Genomic DNA, 25,388 nt, shown 5'->3' with positions numbered 1-25,388 from the left:
GTAGCTTATTTAAAAAGAAAGTAAGAGAATAAAAAAGATCTCAAGCAAAACTGAGAAAAAGGCAATTATTGATTAAGGAGAAAAAAGATGCAGAGGAGAAAAAAGTGGATCTTGCTTGGATCCAGCATTTTGATCATCGGCTGTATCCTAGTGACGTTTCTTTACGGCACAAGCCCTAAAGAAGAAGTCATAAAGTTTCAAGATGGTACAGTCTATCGAGGCACGACGAAAGAAGGCAAGCTCGTGTCTGGGGTCTTACGTTTTAAAAATGGTGATACATATCAAGGTGGCTTTAAAGACGGTCACTTTGAAGGCAAAGGTGTTTACCGCTCACATGCTGGCTGGACTTTTGAAGGGCATTTCCACCAAGGGGTCGCTGATGGCCAAGGTGCTTTGAAAAAAGCAGGCAAAGTCCTCCAAACGGGTAAATATGATAAAGGGGCGTATCAGAAAAAATGAGAATCAAATGGTTTAGCTTGATCCGGATCACGGGTCTGATCTGTGTCCTCTTATATCACTTTTTCCAAATGCGCTATACTGGAGGCTTTATCGGAGTTGATATCTTCTTCACCTTTTCTGGCTATTTGATCACGGCTTTAGCGCTCGATGAGTTTAGCCGTAAAAAGAGCTTTGCCTTGCGCGATTTTTATTATCGGCGGGTGATGCGGATCTTACCGCCGTTAGTGCTCATGATCTGTTTAGTCATGCCGTTTACGCTTTTAGTCGGTCAAGATTACATCACCGATCTGACACGCCAAGTAACGTCAGCGTTGAGTTTTTCGACTAATATCTTTGAGATCAAAACAGGTGGAACGTATGAATCGCGCTTTATCCCACACCTTTTTGTGCATACATGGTCACTTGCGATCGAAGTTCAATTCTATCTTGTTTGGGGCTTTGTCATCTATCTGTTAGCTAAATTTACCCCGACCCTTGCACAATTACGCAAGCGTGTTTTTGTTAGCTCCGGGCTGTTAGCTTGCGGGGGTGCTTTAGCGATGTATCTAGGAGCACAACGCTTGACGGAATTTTCACCGATCTATTTTTCAAGCGTGACTCATATCTTCCCGTTCTTTATCGGGAGCATGTTAGGGGCGATCGCAGGGATCAAAGAGCTGTTGCCAGCATTTAGCCAAACAGTCGCCAAACATTGGACTAAAAACCGGGCTCTTATCTTTATGGCAGCCAACTTGTTGGGACTCTTTGTCTTAGCGTACTTTTTACGCTTTGATCGACGCGAGACGTATATGTATGGCTTTATCGGAGCTAGTCTTTTAGCCGCCGGCGCGATCTTTGGCGCTAACGTCTTACACCGTAAGACACCAGATACAAAAGAACCCCAGCTTTTTGTTTATTTGGCCGATATCAGTTACAGCGTCTATCTGTTCCACTGGCCGCTCTATGTGATCTTTTCTAAGCAATTCAGCAATGGGCTCGCAGCGCTTTTAACTACGATCTTATCGGTCGGATTTGCTAGTTTTTCGTACTATTTCTTAGAACCGTTGCTCCGTGGCAAATCAGTCTCGCTTTTCAACCAGACGTTAACGTTCAAACAGATCTTAGCTCCGTTTGGGGTCTGTTTGACACTTGGGGTCAGCTTTGTGATCTATTTATGTTTACAAGCTCCAACTGTTTCATCGCTTGAACGAAATCTCATGTTAGGTTCGATCGCGCAAGATGCTAGTAAACTCGAACAGCTTTACGCAAAAGCGACAGCCCCGAAAGTCGAGCCTAAAACGACTAACGAGGCTGATACGCAGATCCCCGCGGGAACGACGATCATCGGCGATAGTGTGACGCTTGGGAGTCGGAGCTATTTGTTAGAGCATATGTCAGATGTTGAGATCGATGCTGAAGGAAATCGCACGATGAATTTAGCTTACGATGTTTTGATGAATTTGCAAAATACAGGGCAGTTACGGCAAAATGTCGTGATCTGTATCGGAACGAACTCGTTAGATGATTATCAAGAGCAGACCCAAAAGGTGATCGATGATCTCAAACCAGGTCACCGGTTGATCTTTATCACCCCGCATGATGGGCATGCCGATTCATCGTATAACTCATATAAACTAGGTGTTTGGGAACGGACTTTGCCAGCCAAATATAAATTTATTACGATCGGCGATTGGGATAAAGTCGCTCGCGCTCATCCAGAGCTTTTTGAAGGAACAGACGGGACACACTTTGGTGGACGGGAAGAAGCGATGAAACTTTATCTTGAATGTATCCAAGATGCTTTGCAGCGTGCGCAAAAGACACCAGTCAAAAAATAAGCTAAACCAGCAGTAGCGATGGCTAGTGCTGGTTTTTTGTTTATAATGAAGACAAGAGTCAAATAAGTTTAGCACAGGGGGATAAACAATGGGCATTCCAGAATATGTCAAACAGATCCGGCAAAAGATCGGGCATGACCGCTTATTACTAGCTGGAGCGTGTGTGATCTTAGAAGATGAAGCGGGGCGCATTTTATTGCAGCAACGCACTTCAGGCAAGTGGGGGCTACCAGGTGGACTTTTAGAATTAGGTGAGACCTTAGCTGAAACGGCGATCCGCGAGGTCAAAGAAGAAACAGGGTTGATAGTGACAGAGCTTAAGCAACTTCACACTTTTTCAGGACCTTTTGCGTATGCGACGCTAGCTAATCAAGATAAAATCTATATGGTCACGACACTATATCATGTTTTAGCTTATCAAGGCACATTACATCCTGATAAAGAAGAGACTTTGCAGTTGCGCTTTTTTGCCTACGATGCCTTACCACAAAAGATGGAAAAAAATTATGTAAGATACCTAGAATACTACCAAAAGTCACTAAGAAATAATTGAAATTAAGGATAAATGCTAGTAATTTATCTTGAAATTTAGTACGCTAAAAACAATCAAAGCAATGGGGGCTAGAAAATGGCATATATCAAGAATTTACAACAGGCTAAAGTGCTTGACTTAAAAAAAGAAGTACCAGTCGAAGAAGAACAGATCCTCTCCAAAACACTCGTGCAACGCGAAGATCTAGGTGTGACGATCTTTTCTTTAGATACAGATGAAGAGATCCCCGTACATACTGCTCCAGGCGATGCGATGGTCAATGTCTTATCAGGCGAGGCTTTGATCACGATCGCCGAGCAAGAATACTTAGTTAAAGCTGGCGAAACGATCGTGATGCCAGCTAATATCCCACATGCGCTTTACGCAAAAAAGGCATTTCAAATGTTGCTCGTCGTAGTAAAACCAGAGGTAGACAAATGAAATTAGAGCTCTTAGATCTAGTCAAATATCATGAACATCAGATCGCCAGCCGGTCGCTGTCAAAAAAGCTCGACCTTAAAGAGCAATTGATGATCTATGCCTTTGATCAAGGTGAGAGCATCAGCCAAGAAAGTAGCGCTCAAACAAAATTGTTAGAAGTTTTAGAAGGCAAACTCGAAGTGAATTTTGCCGATGGTACGAAAGAAACGCTCCAAGCTTTAGAGTTGTTGACGATCCCAGCCACAAAAAAACATGGCTTATTAGCACTTGAACCATGTAAATTCATTCAGTTAGAGCTGTAAAGGCTCAAGTAGAAAAGTAGGAGTAGACAAGAACATGTCTGCTCCTACTTTTTTAATGTTTTCTACCAAGTAGTTGAGTAATATCGATAAAATTTTGGATGAGTTTTTCTTGTTCATGTGAAGGTAATTTTTTGAGTTCAGAGTCTAGTTCTTTGATCTGATAGGAATTATTTGGTTGATCGATGGAGCTAACAAGAGTCGAAATATTGATGTTTAAAGCATTTGCGATCAAAAGAAGATTGTTAAAGGTAATATTTTTAGCGCCACGTTCAACAGCTGAGATGAAATTAAGTGAGAGTGAACTTTTTTCAGCAAGTTGTTCTTGCGTATAGTTGTTTTTTTTTCGATAGTAACGAATATTGTCACCAATATTAATACTATTTTCCATTATGATCAGTCCAATCGTTAAGTTTAAGTATAACGATAGGGGAAATATGATACAGTTTTAACTTCCTATAGGAACTATCGATATTGCCTATAGGAACAAAAAATGATAAAATTTCATTAGTGGTAGTTAAGTTTTATTAAATTGCTTATGAATAACTTAACTATTTTCTCAGAAATATTTTTATCAGGATGTGGGGTGTCTATTGATGGAGGAAAAACAATATTGTACTAATTGTGGGGCACAAATGGATCCGAATGCTTCGGTTTGTGTCACTTGTGGTGTCAATAAGGGGAAAATAAAAAAATATTGTGCTCATTGTGGTAAACCAGTGACGCCAGAACAAGATGTTTGTACAAACTGTGGCGAGCCGTTAACAAGTCGACTTGATTTTTCAAAAGGAAAAGAAGCATTTAAAAATCTTGGCGACAAAGCTTTAAGGGAAACTGGCAATTTAGCCGAGCTTGCTAGTAAAAAGACGGGAAAAAAGATCAAGCCTTCTTATTTGATCGGTGGGCTCGTTGCTGTAGTAACTGTTGTGATCGTTACAATAATGTTTATGATGCCGAAAAATCTAAATGGTACATATACGGCTAAGACAACATTTTTGGGGATCGAAGTTACAGGTTCTTATAACTTTGAAGGTGAAAAATTCACTAATAAAGTTGGAGAAGAAGAAGTTCATGGGACTTATCGGATCAAAGATAATGAATTGATCCTTAAACCGACAAATGGTGTTAGTCTCAAAGGACGAGTCTCTGATGATAAAAAAACTGTTACGGTAAATGGGGTTGAATATAAAAAAGATGAAAGTAACTAAATTGGTATCTTTTACTGCAGCAATATTGAGCGTTTTTTATTTAGCTGCTTGCAGTAAAGAGGCACATGATTCAAATACAAGTAGTAAAAAAGAAAATACAAGTTTAGTAAAGAAAGGATCTGCTTCAGCTAAATCTAGTTCGGTAAAAGGAGCAGCTTCTTCACAAACAAAAGAAACAAGTACTAGCAGTGAAAATACTTCAGAAGATAAAACGACGACAACTGAGATGGATCTTGCTCAGATCAAAGCCGGAGATTATACAAGTATTGAAGGAACCTGGCATGAGATCGGTCATGGAAGAAATTATGTTCCTGGGAGATCAGGGACTAATTATCAAATTGGTGGAAATGATGTTTTGCAGATCACAAAAGATACGCTCAAAGCTTCTGGGATGTCAATGTCGGGACAGACTTTGACTGATAATAACAAAAGTAGTGAACTTAGATTCAAACAAGAAGATGGAAAATTAGTTGCCGAGATCGCTGATCCAGCAAGTGTTGCGATCAACTGGAGCGTAACTTTTTATCCTAAAAATTCAACCTACGATTTTTCATCTGACGGTAGAGTAAATAAGCAAAATATCATCGTTGTTTGGACAAGCAATAATCAATATACGCAAATTTTTGCTCAGGAAGCAGCTGAGGCAAGTACAGAAAGTTCAGATGTGCCCGCGAAAACAAGTTCTAAATTGAATCTAGATCAGATCGCAAACGATAATTTTAGTAGTCTAGTAGGAACGTGGAAAAATCCAGTTACAGGTGAAACGATCGAAGTCACAGATAAAGTTGAACATCGTCCCGCTGACGTTCCAGAAAGTATTGCTCCAGTTGGGGCCGTTATTGCAGGTCAAGAACATAATGGTCATCCTAATGTTATTTTACCAGGGCGGATCATGGACGGATATATGTTGGCAACTTGGTCAAATTATGGTGCTGCTTTAGGTGGTAGTCCACTAACGATCGTACCAGCAGGTGTCAAAGAGAGAGCAGATGATGACTCTGATACGACTAAGGATCGTTTGATCAAAGGTGGCGGTCAAGCCGGCTTTAAAGAAAATGCGTACTATCGAGAAAACTAAGATCAATAAATTTTAAGATAAAAGAAAAGAGGAAAAGTATGAAGTCAAAGAATTTGGCTTTAACAAATGGTGTTGTTGGATTAGTTGGAGGGATCCTAGCAATTGTAGGTGGTTCACTTTATTTAGTTAGTTTAAAGAATTTTTAAAATTTGCTAATAAGAGCTGATTCACGATTTTAGGCGTGTGAGGAATGATTTTATGAAAAAATTAAGACAATTACCTAAGTGGAGTTGGTTGGTGATCATTGGTGTCATCTTATGTGGTAGTTTGTTTTGGTATAAAAGAACTGAAAATGCAAAATTGATCGATGAAGTTAAATTTGAGTTTTCTGGATACAATGGGCATGGTGAAGTAAGTTCGGTATTTCCAAAAGAAACGGCTAAAAAAATTGCATTACTCCAACTAGAATACCTAAAGAAAAAAGATTTCATTAGTCGAGATACTGATAAAACATTAAGTTCATTGATCAAAGAAGCTAAAACGCTTGAACAAGTAGATACGTCACTATTGACCGATAGTGAGAAAAAAACATTGGATGAAGTTACCAATTTTAGAGGAAATGTAGTCGAAACTAGTTTTTCTAAGCGAACAGGCTTAAAAAATGGCGAAAAGATCAAATATCGTTGGGTCGTCAATAATGAGGATCTTCCACTCAAAAGTGGTGAACGGACAGTAACGGTCAAAGGATTGAAAGAACCTAAAACTTTAACTGCAGATGAGTTGAAAAAGGGAATCGCATTTAAATTTTTTGGTCTTAATGGGACAGGACGCTTAGCAATTGTTCAAAATAAGAGTAAATACCCTAATATTGATCTTTCTTCCAAAACAAAAGGTCTAAAAAATGGTGAAAATATCAAAGTAAGAGTTGTAACTGAACCGGCTCAACTTGAAGCTATGGGGTATAAATTGGTTGGGAAAAAAACATTTGAACTGAAAGTTACCGGATTATTGACTTCAAAAAATTTGAAGAATGTAGACGGTGCTAAGTCTACTGTTAAAGATCAAATGGAGCGCCCTGAAAAAGATATAAAATATGAAGATGTAGGTGATTGGACAGTCGCTTTAGACGATATAAGTAGTAGTGCACGCTATTATGATGGAGATGAGGGGATCCCTCGCTACAGTGGTAACGAATTTGGAACTGAAGATATCGTTGTTGGACATATCGTTAAACGGACTAAGTATTATTCTGCGATCGATCTGACAAACGAGATGTACAAATTTAATTATGGAATCTTTAAAGTGAATCTTTCAGATAACAAACTTGATGTAAGTAGTTATGAGAGTGGACCAGAAATGTCATCTCTCGATCTGGAAAATCTAAAAAAAGAGATAAATGATAATATCACTCCATTAGATAAATGAGCTGAAAAGTGATTTTTGTTAAGATACAGGGGAGGAATTTAAGATGGTAAAAGTAAAAAATGTTCTTTTGACGACAACAGCACTTGTTGGTACAGTCACAGTCGCTAATAGCCAAGTGGCTAAAGCAGATGTAACTAACGTCCCACAACCAACTACTAACGAAGTAGTCCAAAAGCGCTCGGCAACTGATATTAAAGCTGATTACGATAAAGCGACTAAGGAACAAACTGAGGCTCAAGTGACCGCTGATCAAGCTAAGGAAAAATTAGATAAGGGTGCGACTGAAGTAGCAAAGGCTCAAGATGATGTCAAAACAGCGCAACAAAATGTTACTGAAGCTACAAATACTAAAGCAGAAGCAACTCCAGAAAATATCGCTAAAGTTCAAAGCCAGATCACTGAACAAAGCGAAGTTATCAAAGATAAGGAGGCAAAACTCGCTCAAGCTGATAAGAAAGTAAAAGAAGCTCAAACAAAGGTGACCGACGCAGAGCCAAAAGTTGATCAAGCGCAACAAAATGTAGATCAAGCACAAACAACCGTTGACCAAGCACAACAAAAAGTCGATGAAGCACAAGATATTTTAAACGGAACTAATGCTGATAAACTTCAAAATGATCTTGAAAATGCTAAAAATGAAGTTGATCAAAATCAACAAAATGTAACGGATAAACAATTTGCTAATCAAACAGCAAAAGATGAACATGAAAGTGCTAAAAACGAATTAGAATCGGCTAAAACGGAAAATGATCAAGCTCAAGCTGATTTAAAAGATAAAGAAACAAACGCATCTAATGCACAAGCGAACTTAGATAAGGCAAATGATCAAGTAAATCAAGCTCAAAATAAATTAGATGAATTAACAGCTGATAATGTCGTTAACACTATCAATATGGGATCTGATTATAATAAATATATTGGTTTTTTATATTATGATGAAAACGGTAATATTCAGACAGATCAAGAAAAATATAACAAGCTAGTTGAAGCAAGACATGAAATTGAACATCTAAATCAATTCCAACATAATCCAAAAGAAGAACAAATCATGGTCGATCCAACAAATTTAAGTGCTGAACAATTACGGGAATTGAACTTATGGATCGTAGATTTATTAAATCAAATTCCAAGTCAGTTAGGCTATGATACCCATTATGTAGTAACGCAACAAACAATTGATTATGCTAAGGTTATTGCTGATGCTTCAACCTCAGCCGGCTTTAATCATAGTCAAGAAGCTTTAGATAAAGGTTATGATTATGTTCATGGGGCTAATTTCCAATCAGAATCAATCGGAACAAGTTATAATAAAGTAATTTCTCTAGATTTATTAAAATTTAGAATTTATGGGGTAATCCTCGATATGTTATTTGCTGATGAAGGATCTAATTGGGGACATGCTGATCATTTATCAACTCGTTTTATGTATCGTTTCGGAGCAAAAGAAATTTATTTTGGCTTTGCAATTGATGGAAATGGGACACTTCATTTCGAATCATTCATTCCAGAAGATAAAGCATTTGTTGATCAAGGTGGAATTTTAAATACACCAAAAGAAGATAACAAAGAACAACAAATTGCAGAAGCTAAAGCAAACTTAGCACAAGCAAAAGATGCTCAAACCAAAGCCCAAATTGCTCACCAAAATGCAAGCCAAGCACTCCAAGATGCGCAAAATAAAGCTCAAACAGCAAGTCAAAAATTATCTGAAGCACAACAACGAGTAGCTCAAAAAGAACAAGCATTAAATGGGAGCTTTATTGCGTTACAACAAGCACAAGATGCTCTGAAGACATCGCAAGCTAAATTAGCACAAGCGAAAGAAGCAGTAGATAATTTAAATGCTGACACACAAGAAAAGCAAGCTAAATTAGATGAAGCCAAAGCACAGTTAAAGACAGCTAAACAAAATCTGGCTGATAAACAACAAGTTTTAGAAAAAGCAAAGGCAACTATGGCTTCAGTAAAACAAGATCTAGCCAAAGCTCAAGCAGGATTAACAACAGCTAAGGAAGATGTTACAACGGCTAAAAATAATTTGGCGAAACTTCAAAGTAAATTGGAAAGCTATCGTCTAGCTGGTAAAGCCTTAGAACAAGCTCAGGCAGAACTTGATGTTGCTAACGAACATTTAGAAAAAACTAAAGCGACTTATGCGATCTTAAATGATGGTTATGAGGCAGCTAAGGCTGTTTTAGCTACTAAACAACAAAAAGCAGAGGCTTTAAAGAAACAATATGAGCAACTGTCAGCTCGTGAAAAGACAGAACATCTTTTGGATAAAGTTGAACAAACAGAAACTAAAAATCCAGATACAAGTTCAACTCCAAATGTGCAAGCAAAAACTAAAGGACAAAGTAATGTCACTGATGTTTATCATGAAACCCTAACACCTGATCAAGGCGTTCAAACAGTAAGTGATAAGCAGAAAAAAGTTTTGGATAAAAATGTAGCTCAAACAACTTCATTAGAAAAGAACTCTGTTGCAACTGTAGCGCCATTACCGCAAACAGGTGCTCGTTCTGAGAGTTGGATCACATTCTTAGGTGCTCTACTTGTAAGTGCTTTAGGAACCTTAGGAGTCGTTAAAAGAAGATCACAATTGAAGAAATAGCTTAAAGATAACCTGATCCCCTTAGAGCAGTAGATTTAGAGGGTATTAAAATTATCTTTATATCCACAAAACTTCCCGTTAGGCCAAAACACTGGCCTAACGGGAAGTTTTATTTTTTAGCAAAGTGTTCTTCGATTTGAGTGAGCCATTTTTTACGCTTGGCTTGGGTGCTATTTTTGACCATCGTCAAGTTGAACCACTTGATATTTTTCATGCCTGTTTTTTTGAACGTTCCTTTGAGCAAGGCTTGTTTGATCGCATTGCCAAAGACAAACCGGTAGACGAGTTTAGGCGTGTTCATCGTCGTGATCACAGTCGTTGAGCGTAGTTTTGGTAAAAGTGTGCGCATCCCGTACCCTGAAGCGGTATACTCATAAGCTGCCCCAGGAAAGATCACTTTATCGATAAAGCCTTTTGTCAGCGCCGGCATCAATTCCCACCAGATCGGAAAGAGCATAACTAAGTGATCGGCTGCTTGTAAGCGCGCCACGTAATCTTTAGCCTGAGGATCGAGCACTTGATGGTCACGAAAAGCTAAAAGGTCTTTCCCAGTCATCACTGGATCAAAGTGATCTTGATCTAGATCGATGACGTCGACTTCATGACCAGCTTTTTTAGCGCCTGCGATCACAGCTTCAAGTAAAGCGTGATTGAAACTGCCAGAGTAAGGATGATTATATACGATCAATGTTTTCATAGTAATTACCTCTTTTTGTTTTGATGAGTTCATCTTATCCCAAAAAGAAATAATTGAAATTAACATATGTTAATCGCCGACTCTTTTTTTGATCCGACTCAAAGAAACGGGGGTGATCCCTAGATACGAAGCGATGTAGTAGTTGGGGACACGTGCTAAAATATCAGGCCGTTTTGCTTTTAATTCTTGGTAACGTTTTTCGGGGGTATTTTTGAGGCGTGACAAAAAATAGTCGATATAGTCAGTGAAACGCTGTGTGATCAAAGTGAGCATCTGTTCTTTTAAAAATGGGTCTTTAGAAAATAGCGCTGTTAGTGTCGTGCGTTCTAAGACAAAAAGTTCGCAATCTTCTAAACACTCTAAAGAAAATTTGCTTGGAGTCTGAGTTTGAAAGCTCTCAAACGAAGCGACAAAGTGGTCTTCAAAGAAAAATTGGACGGTGATGTCATTGCCATCGTTATTGTTCCACAGGCGTAACGCTCCTTTTTTGATAAAAAATACTTTGGTAGCGATCTCTCCTTCATAGAGCAACGTCGTTTTAGCGGGAAATTTTTTTAAAGTTGCAAAATTTTGGAATTGCTCTTTAGTGAGCCCCAAAGTTTTAAGTTGATCCATCAGTCTGTCCTTTCTAAAAAATCCATATAATATGGAGTGAGTCATCAGTATCGCTTGACTTGTTACATTGTATCAAAAAATGAGAAAGGATCGAAAACACGAGTAGAAATGATTTTTATGCAAAAAAAGAGCTGACTGCTATTTTTTCGCCTATACTATATATAGGTAATAAAAAATCGACGGAGGTTTTTTTATGAAAAACAAAGCAAAAAGCCCAAAAGGCCGTACACACAGCTGCGCTTGGGGCGGCAACAGTCGCTTTGACGCCGATCCCATTTGCTGATGCCGTTGCTTTGATGCCGATCCAAACAGGGATGATCGTCCAGATCTACCGCGCTTATGGTCAAAAAGTTTCAAAAGGGATGGTCCAAGGTGTGCTCAAAGCAACTTTTGCTACAACGATGGGTCGCAGTTTAGCAGGTAATCTGTTCAAACTCGTTCCAGGTGCTGGCAGTATCGTTGGTGGAACGATCAGTGCAGGCGTAGCAGTTTCAGTGACAGAAGCGATCGGGCAAGTTTTGATCAAAGAATTTGAAGATGGTCAGGCGATCGATCTTGAAAATCTGAGTTCAGTTATTTTGACTGCACTGGCACTGGCGACTAAGAAAAAATAATACCATTAGCCAAAACTTTATGCTAAACTAGCAAAAAACAAGAAGGATGGAACTAGATGAGACGCTATCAGACATTACTATTTGACGTGGATGACACATTACTTGATTTTCATGCGGCCCAAGATCAAGCACTCGACCGCTTATTTGATTCAGTGGGGATCGCACCAACGACGACCGTTAAAACTGCGTATGCTACGTACAATCAAAGTTTATGGGAAAAATTGGAAAAAGGTGAGCTCACCCGAGATGAATTGATGGCGACGCGCTTTCCGACTTTCTTCAAAGAATATTTTCAAAAAGAATTACCAAATAACAGTTTAAATGAGCGCTATCTCAACTTTTTAGCTGAAGGACACCAAGAAGTCGAAGGTGCAAAAGCTTTACTTGAGAATTTGAATGCTCGCGGTTATGAACTTTATATCGTAACGAATGGGGTGCGCTTTATCCAAGAAAAACGGCTACGCGCAGCTAAATTTACACATTATTTCAAAGATGTTTTTGTCTCAGAGACATTAGGCGCGCAAAAGCCGTCACCGCTCTTTTTTGAACGAGCATTTGCACAGATCAAAGATTTTGATAAAGAGCATGCTTTGATCATCGGCGACTCTTTGAGCTCAGATATGCTAGGCGGACAAAATGCTGGGATCGATACGCTGTGGTTCAATCCTAAAAAACAAACGGCGACGCCAGATCTCAAAATAGATTGGGAAGTTGCTTCGTTGGCCCAGGTGGAGCAGATCTTAGCTTAAATATATTAGATAACCTAATCAAGCTAAATAATTGAAGTTGTAATCGCTTTTTCTAAGTGTTAAGCTACAGAAAAAATAGAGTTGTGGAGAAAACACTTAGAGGATGTGAAATTTTGCGAGCTGTTGAGCTATTAGCACCTTTGATCGATGATATTTGGAATTTGAATGAAAGATTTACGCTAGCTTTTGCAGAAAATGTAGATTTAAGTCGATATAATTTTATGAAGCTAGGCGTTAGTAAGATCCTTGAAGATAAAGAACTTGTCTACAACATTATTCCAAGTTACACGAAGTTTATTAATACTTCGCGAGATCTGATCGAATCAGATCTATTTATTTACTCTGTCCAGTATAATATTAGATATCGAGTGAAGATCGATGATACTATTTACACTAAGCTAAAACATTATGCACGTAAGGAAAAAGATTTAGGAACATTACCTTTGGATAAGTGTTTAAATGACATCTTTGGCGTTAGGATCATTTTACCGAATGCACGGGATGAATTATCTGAAATTTTAGCATTGCTAGAAAGTAAAAAGAAACAGCGTCATATTTTCCGCTATGTTAAACGTGATCTAGAAAAATATCATGCTGTGCACTGTTATATGTATCCTAATAAACATAGTTTTCCTTGGAAATTACAGATCTGGGATAGTCGAGATGTTCAACAAAATACTTATTCTCATTTAGAACATGAAAGAAAAAGAGAGGTGTTATAAGTATGATCCATATTGTAACTTTAGCTAAAAGAGATGGTGAGACATTTGCGTATCATTATATGACAACTGATAAGCAACGCTTTTTAGAAATGAGTCGAAAGATCCAAAACAGTCCAGAAGAATTGCTGGCTAGTTTTAGCGTGCATGTGATCAGTGATCCAAGTAAAACTTTTTCTGAATTACAAGAGATGGATCCATACTTTGCTGATGCTATCCTGCTCGAAAGTTTTGAGGAGTTTTTAACTAAACTTTCAGAAAAGCAACGTTTAACGACTTTGGATATTGCAGCTTATTTATTCCAAAAGTATGATGTGACAGGAGCTTTTGTACTTCAAAAAACACTGTATCATATCTATGCTAGTTATTTAGAGAAATATAAGAAAGTTCCTTTTAAAGCGAACTTTGTAGCTTTTGAACACGGACCTGTTGATGTTGAGGTATATAGAGCAAATAAATATCATCCAGAAACTTTGCGACTTTCTGTCGAATTTGAAAAGAAGGTCTTCGCATGTCCATATCGGAAAGAACTTTTAGAATTGGTAGATGAGATCGTTGGTCGGTGTGCTCTCCAATACCAAGGGGCATTTGCTAGCCCCAAAAAGAATTTGACACATCACAAAGGTACTCCTTGGGATCGAGCATATGCTAGGCAACAAAATGCCCCGATCTTAGATGAAGATATCATTAAATATCATTATCTAGAGCATTTAGGTGAGTCCTAAGTTATCAGCTACTAGATAATTTTCAAAAAATCATAAAATTTGTTGACAGGAAAGTTTTTTCTTGCTAAAATATATAGATGCAAAAACTGTGAATTTAGCTGCTTGATGCGATCTATTGTCCGGATCAGGCAAACGAAGAAGCAAAAATAGTGAGGTTTATTTTTAAACATGATCTGTTTTTGCTTTTTTTTGTCAAAATTCACTGAAAATTTTTGCAAAAAGTTATTTGTAACATAATTGTAATATTAAATTTTCAGTTTTAGTAGCGATTTACAGTAAATATTTTGAGAGGTGAACAACTTGGCAGGACATTTAGTAAAATACGGCAAACACCGTGAACGCAGAAGTTATTCTCGGATCAAGGAAGTTCTAGATCTGCCTAACTTGATCGAGATCCAAACTGACTCCTACAAATGGTTCTTAGACGAAGGATTGCGTGAGATGTTTGAAGACATCATGCCGATCGAAGACTTCGCTGGTAACTTATCACTTGAATTTGTCGATTATCAATTGTTAGAACCAAAGTATACAGTCGATGAAGCACGTGAACATGATGCAAACTACTCTGCACCATTACACGTTACTTTGCGTTTGATCAACAAAGAAACAGGGGAGATCAAGTCACAAGATGTGTTCTTTGGTGACTTCCCATTGATGACAAAGCAAGGTACGTTTATCATCAACGGTGCCGAACGTGTTATTGTCTCACAATTAGTTCGTTCACCTGGTGTATACTTCAGTTCAGAATTAGATAAAAACGGGCGTGAAAACTATGGTACAACGGTCATTCCAAACCGTGGTGCTTGGTTAGAATACGAAACAGATGCTAAAAACATCGCTTACGTTCGGATCGACCGGACACGTAAGATCCCATTGACAGAATTGATCCGTGCTTTAGGTTACGAATCAGATTCTCAGATCATTGAGATGCTTGGCGAAACCGATGCTTTGATGAACACGTTAGAAAAAGATATCCACAAAAATATGGATGATTCTCGTGTCGAAGAAGCTTTGAAAGACATTTACGAACGTCTTCGTCCCGGTGAACCTAAGACAGCTGATTCATCACGTAGCTTGTTGACAGCTCGTTTCTTTGATCCAAAACGTTATGACTTAGCTGCTGTTGGTCGTTACAAGATCAACAAGAAGTTAGATCTCAAGACACGCTTATTGAACAAACGGATCGCTGAAACTTTAGCTGACCCAGAAACAGGCGAGATCATCGTGAAAAAAGGCGACCTTTTAGATAAGGTCGCAATGGAAAAATTAGCACCTTACTTGAAACAAGATGGCTTTAAGATGGTAACGTTCCATCCGTCTGAAGAAGGTGTTGTGCAAGAACCAATGACGTTACAGATCATCAAAGTTTACTCTGAAGTTGATCCAGAACGTGTTGTGAACGTGATCGGCAACGGTAACGTTCCTTTGGAATACAAGCACATCACCCCAGCTGATATCTTGGCTTCTATGAGCTACTTCTTCAATTTGCAAGAAGGTCTTGGTAATGTTGACGATATCGACCACTTAGGTAACCGTCGGATCCGTTCTGTTGGTGAATTATTACAAAACCAATTTAGGATCGGGCTTACACGAATGGAACGTGTCGTTCGTGAAAGAATGTCTATCCAAGATACAGCAACCGTTACGCCACAACAATTGATCAATATTCGCCCAGTGGTCGCTTCGATCAAAGAATTCTTCGGAAGCTCCCAGTTATCCCAGTTCATGGATCAAACGAACCCACTTGGTGAATTGACGCACAAACGTCGTCTTTCAGCCTTAGGGCCTGGTGGTTTGACCCGTGACCGTGCTGGTTACGAAGTTCGTGACGTGCACTATACGCACTATGGCCGGATGTGTCCGATCGAAACACCTGAAGGTCCTAACATCGGTTTGATCAACAGTTTGTCGACTTATGCGCGGGTCAACAAATACGGTTTTGTGGAAACACCATACCGTCGTGTTTCTTGGGACACACATAAAGTTACAGATAAGATCGACTATTTGACAGCCGACGAAGAAGATAACTATGTTGTTGCTCAAGCTAACTCTCCGTTGAACGATGATGGTTCATTTGTGGATGATGTTGTTATGGCGCGCCACAAAGATGAAAACATCGAGATCTCAGTTGATAAAGTCGACTACATGGACGTGTCACCAAAACAAGTTGTTGCGGTCGCTACAGCATGTATTCCTTTCTTGGAAAACGACGACTCCAACCGTGCTTTGATGGGTGCGAACATGCAACGGCAAGCTGTGCCTTTGATCAAGCCACATGCTCCATTAGTTGGGACAGGTATCGAATATAAAGCAGCTCATGACTCAGGGGATGCTTTGATCGCCGAACATGATGGGACCGTTGAATACGTTGATGCACGTGAGATCCGGGTGCGTCGCGAAGATGGTTCGCTTGACACATACAAATTAATGAAATTCCGTCGTTCTAACGGTGGTAAAAACTACAACCAAACACCGATCGTGCGTGTTGGTGACCGTGTTGACGCTGACGATGTGTTAGCTGACGGTCCATCAATGGAAGAAGGGGAATTAGCTTTAGGGCAAAACCCATTGATTGCCTTCATGACTTGGGATGGTTACAACTTCGAAGATGCGATCGCGATCAACGAACGCTTAGTTAAAGAAGATGTTTATACTTCGATCCACATCGAAGAACATGAATCTGAAGCGCGGGATACAAAACTTGGGCCTGAAGAAATGACACGTGAGATCCCTAACGTCGGGGAAGATGCTTTGAAGAACTTAGATGAGTTCGGTATCATCCGTGTCGGGGCTGAAGTTAAAGACGGCGACATTTTAGTTGGTAAAGTCACACCTAAAGGAATGACAGAACTTTCTGCCGAAGAACGTCTCTTACACGCGATCTTTGGTGAAAAAGCGCGTGAAGTACGTGATACGTCCTTACGTGTTCCTCACGGTGGTGGCGGGATCGTCCAAGATGTCAAGATCTTCACCCGTGAAGCTGGTGACGAATTAGCTCCAGGGGTCAACATGATGGTCCGCGTTTATATCGCACAAAAACGTAAACTCCAAGTTGGGGATAAGATGGCTGGTCGTCACGGTAACAAAGGGACTGTTTCTGTTGTTATCCCAGAAGAAGATATGCCATTTATGCCAGATGGAACACCGATCGATATCATGCTTTCTCCAATGGGTGTGCCTTCACGTATGAACATCGGGCAAGTATTGGATCTTCACTTAGGTATGGCTGCACGTAAATTAGGTATCCACGTCACATCACCTGTTTTTGATGGTGCACGTGACGAAGATATCTGGGCTGCTTTAAAAGAAGCTGGTCTTCCATCAGACGGTAAGACAGTACTTTACGATGGCCGGACAGGTGAAGCCTTTGACAACCGGGTCGCAGTTGGTGTCATGTACTACATGAAACTCGCTCACATGGTCGATGATAAGATCCACGCTCGTTCGATCGGACCTTACTCATTAGTTACACAACAACCGCTTGGTGGTAAAGCTCAATTTGGTGGCCAAAGATTCGGTGAAATGGAAGTTTGGGCCCTTGAAGCTTACGGGGCAGCTTACACCTTACAAGAGATCTTGACTTACAAGTCTGATGACGTTGTTGGTCGTGTCAAGACATACGAAGCGATCGTTAAAGGTGAACAGATCCCACAACCAGGTGTGCCTGAATCATTCCGCGTTTTAGTCAAGGAATTACAATCACTTGGTTTGGATATGAAAGTGCTTGATGCTGATAAAGAAGAGATCGAACTTCGCGATATGGACGAAGATGAAGATGATGTCGTAAAAGTCGATGCGTTAGCTAAAGTAACTGAAGCTGAAAAAGCTAAGAAAGAAAAAGAAGAAGCTGAAAAGAAAGGTGCTAAAGAAAGCACTGCAGCTGAAGAAACACAAGTTGAAAAGTAGTCAATCAGTATTTCAAAAATAGGAAAGGGAGGTCGGTCCTTTGATCGATGTCAATAAATTCGATAGTATGCAAATTGGCCTTGCTTCATCCGATAAGATCAGAAGCTGGTCTTATGGTGAAGTCAAGAAACCAGAAACGATCAACTATCGTACGTTGAAACCAGAAAAAGACGGTCTGTTTGATGAACGGATCTTCGGGCCTACAAAAGACTGGGAATGTGCCTGTGGAAAATACAAGAAAGTCAGCTATAAAGGGATCGTTTGTGACCGTTGTGGCGTTGAAGTCACACGTGCCAAAGTTCGTCGTGAACGCATGGGTCACATCGAACTTGCTGCCCCGGTAACACATATCTGGTATTTCAAAGGTATCCCAAGTCGCATGGGACTTGTGCTTGATATGAGCCCACGTGCCCTAGAAGAGATCATCTACTTTGCATCTTATGTCGTAACTGATGGTGGTGATACACCACTTGAAAGAAAGCAATTGCTCACCGAACGTGAATATCGTGAAAAACGTGAAGAATACGGCGATGGCTTTAAAGCTGCTATGGGTGCTGAAGCGATCCGTACATTGTTACGTGACGTTGATCTTGAAAAAGAATGTGCCGAATTAAAAGAAGAATTAAAAGAAGCTACTGGTCAAAAACGGACCCGTGCTGTGCGTCGTTTAGACATTTTGGAAGCTTTCTTGAACTCGGGTAACCATGCTGATTGGATGGTCATGGATGCTATCCCAGTTATCCCACCTGATCTTCGTCCAATGGTCCAACTTGAAGGTGGCCGTTTTGCTACAAGTGACCTTAATGACTTATACCGGCGTGTGATCAACCGTAACAACCGTTTGAAACGTTTATTAGACCTTAATGCACCTGGCATCATCGTCCAAAACGAAAAACGGATGTTACAAGAAGCAGTCGATGCTTTGATCGATAACGGTCGTCGTGGTCGTCCGGTAACAGGTCCTGGTAACCGTCCGTTGAAGTCACTTTCCCACATGCTTAAAGGTAAGCAAGGACGTTTCCGTCAAAACTTATTAGGTAAGCGTGTTGACTACTCTGGTCGTTCTGTTATCGATGTTGGTCCAAAATTGAAGCTCAACCAAATGGGTATTCCACATGAAATGGCTTTGGAATTGTTCAAACCATTTATGATGCGTGAATTGACGAAACGTGAAATGGCTTCAAACATCAAAAACGCTAAACGTAAGATCGATCGTCGTGACGATGATATTTGGGACGTTTTAGAAGATGTTATCAAAGAACACCCAGTCCTTTTGAACCGCGCCCCTACATTGCACCGCTTAGGTATCCAAGCGTTTGAACCAACCCTTGTTGATGGGAAAGCGATGCGCTTGCACCCACTTGCTTGTGAAGCTTACAACGCCGACTTTGACGGGGATCAAATGGCGATCCACGTTCCATTGTCAGATGAAGCCCAAGCTGAAGCACGTCTTTTGATGTTAGCTGCGCACCACATCTTGGCACCTAAAGATGGTAAACCGATCATCTCACCATCACAAGATATGACGATCGGTAACTACTACATCACGATCGAAGAAAAAGATCGTGAAGGTGAAGGTATGATCTTCAAAGATGTCAACGAAGTCCGGACAGCTTATCAAAATAACTACGTGCACTTGCACACACGGATCGGGATCCAAGCTTCTTCGTTAGCTGCTAAAGGTAAACCATTTACTGACTGGCAAAAAGATCGGATCTTGGTCACAACAGCAGGTAAGGCGATCTTTAACGAGATCTTACCAGATGATTTCCCTTACCTAAATGAACCATCAAACGAAAACTTGATGAACAAGACACCAGATAAGTACTTCTTAGAACCAGGTCAAGATATCCATGAATTCTTGGCAGAACAAGAACTTGTTGCACCATTTAAGTCTGGTTTCTTATCAGATATCATTGCTCAAGTCTACAAGGACTACAAAGTTACAGCTACAGCTGAACTTTTAGACCGAATGAAAGACTTAGGTTACTATGAATCAACGAAGTCTGGTTTGACAGTTGGTATCGCTGACGTTACTGACTTAGAAGAAAAACCAGAGATCGTTGAACGGGCGCACAAAGAAGTTGCGACAGTTGCTAAGCAATTCCGTCGTGGTTTGATCACAGAAGACGAACGTTATAACCGTGTTATTGCAATCTGGAACAAAGCTAAAGATGATATCCAAGCTAAGCTCGTTGAAAAGATGGACCCATCTAACCCGATCCAAATGATGAGTGATTCGGGTGCTCGTGGTAATATCTCTAACTTTACTCAGCTTGCTGGGATGCGTGGGTTGATGGCTGCTCCTAACGGTAAGACGATGGAACTTCCTGTTATTGCGAACTTCCGTGAAGGTCTTTCTGTGATGGAAATGTTTATCTCGACACACGGTGCGCGGAAAGGTATGACGGATACGGCGCTTAAGACAGCCGATTCTGGTTACTTGACTCGTCGTTTAGTTGATGTGGCCCAAGACGTTATCATCCGTGAAACAGATTGTGGCACTGATCGTGGTCTTGATGTGACAGCGATCCGTGAAGGTAATGAAATGATCGAACCATTGTATGACCGTATCTTAGGTCGTTACACGATGAAGACGATCCGTCATCCTGAAACAGGTGAAGTGCTTGTTCCAGCTGATGTGATGATCGATGAAGCAATGGCTCAAAAAGTTGTCGACGCTGGCGTTGAAATGGTCACGATCCGTTCAGCCTTCACATGTAACACACGTCATGGTGTATGTGAACATTGCTACGGCCGGAACATGGCTACTGGTGATGAAGTTGAAGTCGGTGAAGCAGTTGGTACTGTGGCTGCACAATCGATCGGTGAACCAGGTACACAGCTTACGATGCGTACTTTCCATACTGGTGGGGTTGCCGGAGACGATATCACTCAAGGTCTTCCTCGTGTTCAAGAAATCTTTGAAGCACGTAATCCTAAAGGTCGGGCAACGATCACTGAAGTTACGGGTGTGATCGAATCTGTTGAAGAAAATCCAGCCGAACGTACAAAAGAAGTTACGGTCAAGGGTGAAACAGATACAAGAACTTACTCCTTACCATTTACTTCAGTTCTCAAAGTTAAAGAAGGCGACTACATCCACCGTGGTGAAGCCTTGACTGTTGGTTCGATCGATCCTAAAGAATTGATCAAAGTGCGTGACGTTTTATCAACTGAAAACTACATCTTGCGTGAAGTTCAAAAAGTTTACCGCATGCAAGGGGTAGAGATCTCTGATAAGCATATCGAAGTTATGGCGCGCCAAATGCTTCGTAAAGTGCGGATCATGGATCCAGGTGACACAAGCATGCTTCCAGGAACATTATTAGATATCAACGATTTCAAAGATCGCAACGTTGATACTTTGATCAACGGTGGTGTACCTGCGACAGCTCGTCCAGTCTTACTCGGGATCACAAAAGCTTCCTTGGAAACAAACAGTTTCTTATCTGCTGCTTCCTTCCAAGAAACAACACGTGTCTTGACAGATGCTGCGATCCGCGGTAAGAACGATCCATTGATCGGGCTAAAAGAAAATGTTATCATCGGTAAGATCATCCCAGCTGGTACTGGTATGAAAAAATACCGTGATATCGTGCCTGATGAAGTAGGTTCTGTTTCTAACAGTGTTTACTCCATCTCAGATGTTGAAAAATCATTAGATCAAGAATCCGCTTTAGCTACACCAGCTAAAGATGAAGAATAATCATTGATCTTAAGCAAGCCTAAGTGGGACCTGTGCCCACTTAGGCTTGTTTTTTTGCTTTTATAGAAAACGTTATCATCAAAATGATATAATGAGGCTAAAGGGGGAGATCATATGAAAACGTACCGTGTTTCTAAAAGGTATTTGGGTTACCGCGTTGCGCTAGCTAGTAGTCTTTATCCGCTTGTAGTGCTCATTACTTATCTGTTATTGCAAGAATTTAAATATATGCAGTATTTTCCTTTAGTGGTCAGTGGGTGTCTTTTTTGTCTATGTTGTGATCTAGGGCAAGCTTTCTTTTATTGGCGGTATGCAACGTTGACTTTTAGCGCGGAGAAAGTCACCGTGACTAAAGGGAAATTATTTTATTCACATGCCCAGATCCCACTTGAAAAGCTCTTTCTTCTATCTGAAAGTACTAACCTTTATTTAGCTTTATTTGCGCTTAAAAAAGTAAATCTGCAAACGGTAGCTCAAACGCTGACTTTTGCTGGGCTTGACCAAGAAGTAAAGCTTGATCTCCGAAAGTTAGGTGAGTGATATGCAAGTTAGACGCCAATCACGCAAATATTTTCTAGTCCGCTATGCTCGTTTTTTTGCCTATAACGGTTTTGTCTATTTTGGGCTGTTAGTAGCAGTCTGTGTCGTGCCGAACTGGTGGAATATTCTTTTGTTTATTGCCTATGATCTTGCACTTTTAGTGATCTTTTTGAGTTATTTTACCAATACTTATCAATTAACTGAAACAACGTTGCGCTTACAGACGGGAACATTTTTCTTAACGACGTTTGAATTACAAAAAGCTGATCTAGCACAAACAGTCTCGAATTTTCGTATCGAACAAAATATTTTTCAAAAGCTTTGTGGGACTAAAGGCTTACAACTCTATTTAAAGAGTAGTACTTCAGAAGATGCCTTAGAGCTCTATGCTTTGAGTCCAGCAGCTTTAGCCGAATTGAGCACTTTTTTAGCTGCTTATCAAATCCGCTCCAGCAAAGAAGAGCCGAACTTAAAAGAGATCCCCTTAGCACAAACGAAACTTAGCACGCTTTTGAAAACAGGCCTCTTTTCGACGCGCTATCTAGTTTATTTAGTTTTTATTTTGCAACTTGGAACTAATTTTCCTAAATTACAAGCATTTTTAGTTTCGTGGTGGGTATGGCTCTTATTGTTAGGTGGGGCTGTTTTATGGCATCTTAGTATCCAATATCTAAATTTTGCTAAATTTAAGCTTTTTGAAACAGAAACGACTTTCAATATTCAAAATCGGTTGCTTTTGACCGAAGATAACGTGATCCAAAAAAGGCTCTAGTTGGTTTGGAACTCACAGCTGATCTAAATCGGCGCCTGTTTTCGTATGTCGGCTTACAAGCGATCTTGACCAATGAAGATAATGACCAGACCCAGAACAAAACAAAGAATTTTTTATTTCCTTTTTTACCTAAAGAAAAATTGCCAGCTATTTTAACAGCGCATTTTCCCCAGATCCCAAGTGGTTTATTGACGCAAAAACCAGTTAGGCCAAAGCGTCTTTCGCAAATAGTCTATCTTTTGAGTCGAGGACTGCTCTTAGGTCTGCTCTATTTTGTGGCCCGCTTTTTCTTTGCTGACTTACTAGTTTTAGGTGGGCTCGTGCTCTTAGTTTTTCTTTTCTGGGAGCCTTTAGTTACACCGCTGACGACGAGTTTTACGAGATCACAAAATTATTTGCTCTTTACAAGTGGCCTTTTAAATAAGCGGATGTATATCTTACCGCAAGAGATGGTCACAAGTGTGACGACTAAAAACTATTTGGGGTTATTGCAAAAGACAACTGTGACCTTTGCGACGACAAATGGCAAAGTGATCTCGTTTTTAGGTCTAGGCATCTAAAAAAGCACTCAACCGAGTGCTTTTTTATTAGATATTGCTTGCATCAGTGACAAATTGGATGAATTTTTGCGTGACTGGTGAAAGCAGTGCATTTTTCCGCCAAGCTAAGACATGGCCTGTTTGTTTTAAAGGTGAAAAAGGTAAAAAGGTGATCTCTGGATCGTTATGCAGTTCATACACACCTTTGATCCCTAAAAGATAGTAGTGTCCGTATTTGACAAGTTGCAATGCGTTGCTAGAAAGATTTGATTCGACTAAAGTATTGAGTTTCGAAGGTGCGATCTTCAAAATATCAGTCAATTCGTCGCGGACGAGATTGCGGTGGGGGATGATCAAAGGTAATTTATACAAAGCTTCTCGCGTTAAAGCGCCTTTTTTAGCTAAAGGATCAGCGCTACGCATGAGTACGCCCCAAGTATCTTTAGTTGGTAAAACTAAATAATTATACTTAGCTGTTTCGATCGGCTCGATCAACAAGGCGACCTCCAAAAGCCCTTGATCGAGCCGTTCTTTTAAAATATCGCCGTTGCCAGTATAGATATCGAAGTGGACGTTTGGAAATTTTTCTTGAAATTGCGTGACGAGTTTCATCATAAAACTCGAAGCATTACTTTCAACACAACCAAGATGGATCGTTCCTGTCAATTCATCTTGTTCTTGGCTGAGTTCGACTTCTGTTTGGTCGATCAGATCTAGGATCATCATCGCCCGTTGCTGAAAGATAGTCCCAGCTTTAGTTAGCGTTAAATGGCGCTTAGTGCGGTCAAAGAGTTTTACGCCGAGCTCTGCCTCTAGATCAGCGATCTGACGGGAAAGTGTTGGTTGGGTGATATGCAGATTTTCCGCTGCGCGCGTGACATTGCCTAGTTTAGCGACCATGAGAAAGTAGTTAAGTACACGTGTCTCCATAACTCTACCCCTTTTATTCATTTTGAGCATTAAAACATATTCAACATAGATATTTTACGTTGTATTGCAAACTAAGTAAACTAAAAAAGAGCTGTTTTTATGGCAGCTCTTTTTTAGTACGGTCGATAAAAGTTGTAGCTAAGGAGAGATTTGTTCCCGCTGGACCTAAGGCACTCTCGAAAGCTTTTTTCCCCAACAAGAAAGCGTGATCGTCGATCGTAGGGATGGTAAAAAATTGTCCGACGAGTTGTTTTGATTGACTGACGATCACAGGTGGCTGTTTTTGCGCTTGTGTATAAGCTTGATAGAGTCCGACTGCTAGTTCGTCGCTATTAGCAACGATGCAATCAAAATTGGCCTGACTCAAAGTTTGAAAGAGTTTTTGTCCGTCTGCGTAAGTTCCTACTTGGCCAAAAGTTTGGTAAGTGACTGGACCTAGGATGTCATTGAAGGTCGCCAGCGTCTCGAGAAACGTTGAGCTTTGATCTTCATTGCGCGAAAAGAGCAAAGCGTACTTCTGACAGTGCTTAGTTTTAAGCCAGGTAAAAAGGTCAGTGTATCCGACCGTGCGTTCTAAATAAACTGCTGAGATCTTTTTAGAAGTGACCGGCTCTAAACAGACGATGTTACCGTATTTAGTATAAGAAGCGATCGTGTTTAAAGAGACCGTTCGCGAAGTAAAGATCAAGGCATCAAATGTTTTAGCGTGGAGTTGTTCGAGATAGGCATGCTCTAGTGTCAGATCATAATCTGACGGTAAAAAGAGCAACTGATAATTACTGCTTTTAGAAGCTTCAAGTAAACCCCGGATGATCTCGATAAAATATGGGTGTTTTGTGTGGGGGATCACAACGCCGATCCGTTTAGTCGAACCTTGGCTCAGATCACGGGCGATCTGGCTTGGCATATAATCAACTTGTTTGATCACAGCTTGGATCTTAGCGGTGGCTTTTTTAGAAACATAGCCGGAACCGTTGAGATAACGTGATACAGTCGAGGGCGCGTAGCCTGCTAGTTTGGCGATCTGTCTGATCGATGTCATGGCAATAAATGTTAGTCT

The 25,388-nt window shown here is 40.3% G+C and carries 22 protein-coding genes and 1 pseudogene; 18 read left to right on the top strand and 5 right to left on the bottom strand.

The features are described from left to right. Nucleotides 1-87: 87 nt before the first annotated feature. The 5 genes from QFX10_RS02135 to QFX10_RS02115 all read left to right on the top strand — a co-directional run bounded on the left by QFX10_RS02135 (nt 88) and on the right by QFX10_RS02115 (nt 3,551). Nucleotides 88-459: an MORN repeat-containing protein gene (locus QFX10_RS02135; RefSeq protein ID WP_280606597.1), complete on the top strand. Its 372-nt coding sequence runs from the start codon at nt 88-90 to the stop codon at nt 457-459. Continuing rightward, complete coding sequence (locus QFX10_RS02130) at nt 456-2,276, top strand: acyltransferase family protein (RefSeq protein WP_280606596.1); 1,821 nt, start codon at nt 456-458, stop codon at nt 2,274-2,276. The genes QFX10_RS02135 and QFX10_RS02130 overlap by 4 nt, the downstream gene beginning before the upstream one ends. 88 nt (nt 2,277-2,364) lie before the next feature. Beyond that, nucleotides 2,365-2,829, top strand: a complete 465-nt coding sequence (locus QFX10_RS02125; RefSeq protein ID WP_280606595.1) for an NUDIX hydrolase — start codon at nt 2,365-2,367, stop codon at nt 2,827-2,829. A 75-nt stretch (nt 2,830-2,904) separates the two neighbouring features. After that, a complete protein-coding gene (locus QFX10_RS02120; protein ID WP_280606594.1) occupies nt 2,905-3,249 on the top strand; it encodes a cupin domain-containing protein in 345 nt (114 codons plus the stop codon). Further along, nucleotides 3,246-3,551, top strand: a complete 306-nt coding sequence (locus QFX10_RS02115; RefSeq protein ID WP_280606593.1) for a cupin domain-containing protein — start codon at nt 3,246-3,248, stop codon at nt 3,549-3,551. The genes QFX10_RS02120 and QFX10_RS02115 overlap by 4 nt, the downstream gene beginning before the upstream one ends. A gap of 52 nt (nt 3,552-3,603) precedes the next feature. Here QFX10_RS02115 and QFX10_RS02110 read toward each other — a convergent pair whose 3' ends face one another. Continuing rightward, a complete protein-coding gene (locus QFX10_RS02110; RefSeq protein WP_280606592.1) occupies nt 3,604-3,939 on the bottom strand; it encodes a helix-turn-helix domain-containing protein in 336 nt (111 codons plus the stop codon). A gap of 205 nt (nt 3,940-4,144) precedes the next feature. Between QFX10_RS02110 and QFX10_RS02105 the strand changes: the two genes are divergently transcribed. From QFX10_RS02105 to QFX10_RS02090, 4 genes are all read left to right on the top strand, one after another. Continuing rightward, entirely contained in the window at nt 4,145-4,756 is a 612-nt protein-coding gene (locus QFX10_RS02105) for a zinc ribbon domain-containing protein (protein ID WP_280606591.1), read from the top strand. Further along, nucleotides 4,743-5,834: a DUF6287 domain-containing protein gene (locus tag QFX10_RS02100; protein WP_280606590.1), complete on the top strand. Its 1,092-nt coding sequence runs from the start codon at nt 4,743-4,745 to the stop codon at nt 5,832-5,834. Before QFX10_RS02105 ends, QFX10_RS02100 begins: the two co-directional genes overlap by 14 nt. Nucleotides 5,835-6,032: 198 nt before the next feature. After that, the gene (locus tag QFX10_RS02095) at nt 6,033-7,199 is read left to right on the top strand and encodes a hypothetical protein (RefSeq protein ID WP_280606589.1); all 1,167 of its coding nucleotides are present in this window, start codon (nt 6,033-6,035) and stop codon (nt 7,197-7,199) included. 43 nt (nt 7,200-7,242) lie between these two features. Beyond that, nucleotides 7,243-9,813 carry an SEC10/PgrA surface exclusion domain-containing protein gene (locus tag QFX10_RS02090; RefSeq protein WP_280606588.1) on the top strand — a complete coding sequence of 857 codons (2,571 nt, stop codon included), beginning with the start codon at nt 7,243-7,245 and terminating at the stop codon, nt 9,811-9,813. A 109-nt stretch (nt 9,814-9,922) separates the two neighbouring features. On the opposite strand, the gene QFX10_RS02085 is transcribed toward QFX10_RS02090, so the two are convergent. Continuing rightward, nucleotides 9,923-10,510 (bottom strand): NAD(P)H-dependent oxidoreductase, encoded by a 588-nt coding sequence (locus tag QFX10_RS02085; protein WP_280606587.1) that lies wholly within the window; start codon nt 10,508-10,510, stop codon nt 9,923-9,925. Nucleotides 10,511-10,579: 69 nt separating this feature from the next. Beyond that, on the bottom strand, nt 10,580-11,125 hold the full coding sequence (locus tag QFX10_RS02080) for a Crp/Fnr family transcriptional regulator (RefSeq protein ID WP_280606586.1): 546 nt from the start codon (nt 11,123-11,125) through the stop codon (nt 10,580-10,582). Between the two features lie 215 nt (nt 11,126-11,340). Between QFX10_RS02080 and QFX10_RS02075 the strand changes: the two are divergent. The 9 genes and pseudogenes from QFX10_RS02075 to QFX10_RS02035 all read left to right on the top strand — a co-directional run. Continuing rightward, nucleotides 11,341-11,739: pseudogene (locus QFX10_RS02075) on the top strand (YcjF family protein); the annotation flags it as partial. Nucleotides 11,740-11,795: 56 nt separating this feature from the next. Further along, entirely contained in the window at nt 11,796-12,488 is a 693-nt protein-coding gene (locus QFX10_RS02070) for a YjjG family noncanonical pyrimidine nucleotidase (RefSeq protein ID WP_280606585.1), read from the top strand. Nucleotides 12,489-12,601: 113 nt separating this feature from the next. Next, a complete protein-coding gene (locus QFX10_RS02065; protein WP_280606584.1) occupies nt 12,602-13,210 on the top strand; it encodes a nucleotidyltransferase family protein in 609 nt (202 codons plus the stop codon). A 2-nt stretch (nt 13,211-13,212) separates the two neighbouring features. Next, nucleotides 13,213-13,932 (top strand): Panacea domain-containing protein, encoded by a 720-nt coding sequence (locus QFX10_RS02060; RefSeq protein ID WP_280606583.1) that lies wholly within the window; start codon nt 13,213-13,215, stop codon nt 13,930-13,932. A gap of 291 nt (nt 13,933-14,223) precedes the next feature. Continuing rightward, nucleotides 14,224-17,838, top strand: coding sequence for a DNA-directed RNA polymerase subunit beta (gene rpoB / locus QFX10_RS02055; protein ID WP_280606582.1), 3,615 nt, complete (start codon nt 14,224-14,226; stop codon nt 17,836-17,838). A 40-nt stretch (nt 17,839-17,878) separates the two neighbouring features. Continuing rightward, nucleotides 17,879-21,547: a DNA-directed RNA polymerase subunit beta' gene (gene rpoC / locus QFX10_RS02050; RefSeq protein WP_280606581.1), complete on the top strand. Its 3,669-nt coding sequence runs from the start codon at nt 17,879-17,881 to the stop codon at nt 21,545-21,547. A gap of 114 nt (nt 21,548-21,661) precedes the next feature. Further along, the gene (locus tag QFX10_RS02045; RefSeq protein WP_280606580.1) at nt 21,662-22,087 is read left to right on the top strand and encodes a PH domain-containing protein; all 426 of its coding nucleotides are present in this window, start codon (nt 21,662-21,664) and stop codon (nt 22,085-22,087) included. 1 nt (nt 22,088) lies between these two features. Then, nucleotides 22,089-22,859, top strand: coding sequence for a PH domain-containing protein (locus QFX10_RS02040; RefSeq protein WP_280606579.1), 771 nt, complete (start codon nt 22,089-22,091; stop codon nt 22,857-22,859). Between the two features lie 5 nt (nt 22,860-22,864). Continuing rightward, nucleotides 22,865-23,419: a YdbT family protein gene (locus tag QFX10_RS02035; protein WP_280606578.1), complete on the top strand. Its 555-nt coding sequence runs from the start codon at nt 22,865-22,867 to the stop codon at nt 23,417-23,419. A gap of 27 nt (nt 23,420-23,446) precedes the next feature. Here QFX10_RS02035 and QFX10_RS02030 read toward each other — a convergent pair whose 3' ends face one another. Next, entirely contained in the window at nt 23,447-24,328 is an 882-nt protein-coding gene (locus QFX10_RS02030; protein WP_280606577.1) for a LysR family transcriptional regulator, read from the bottom strand. A gap of 97 nt (nt 24,329-24,425) precedes the next feature. Further along, nucleotides 24,426-25,370: a LacI family DNA-binding transcriptional regulator gene (locus tag QFX10_RS02025; RefSeq protein ID WP_280606576.1), complete on the bottom strand. Its 945-nt coding sequence runs from the start codon at nt 25,368-25,370 to the stop codon at nt 24,426-24,428. Nucleotides 25,371-25,388 lie beyond the last annotated feature (18 nt).

The organism is Ligilactobacillus faecis, assembly GCF_029889745.1.
In the GTDB taxonomy this organism is placed as follows: Bacteria; Bacillota; Bacilli; order Lactobacillales; family Lactobacillaceae; genus Ligilactobacillus; species Ligilactobacillus faecis.
Note: the sequence above shows the minus strand (reverse complement) of the source record. Positions and strands in the feature narration are given on the sequence as shown.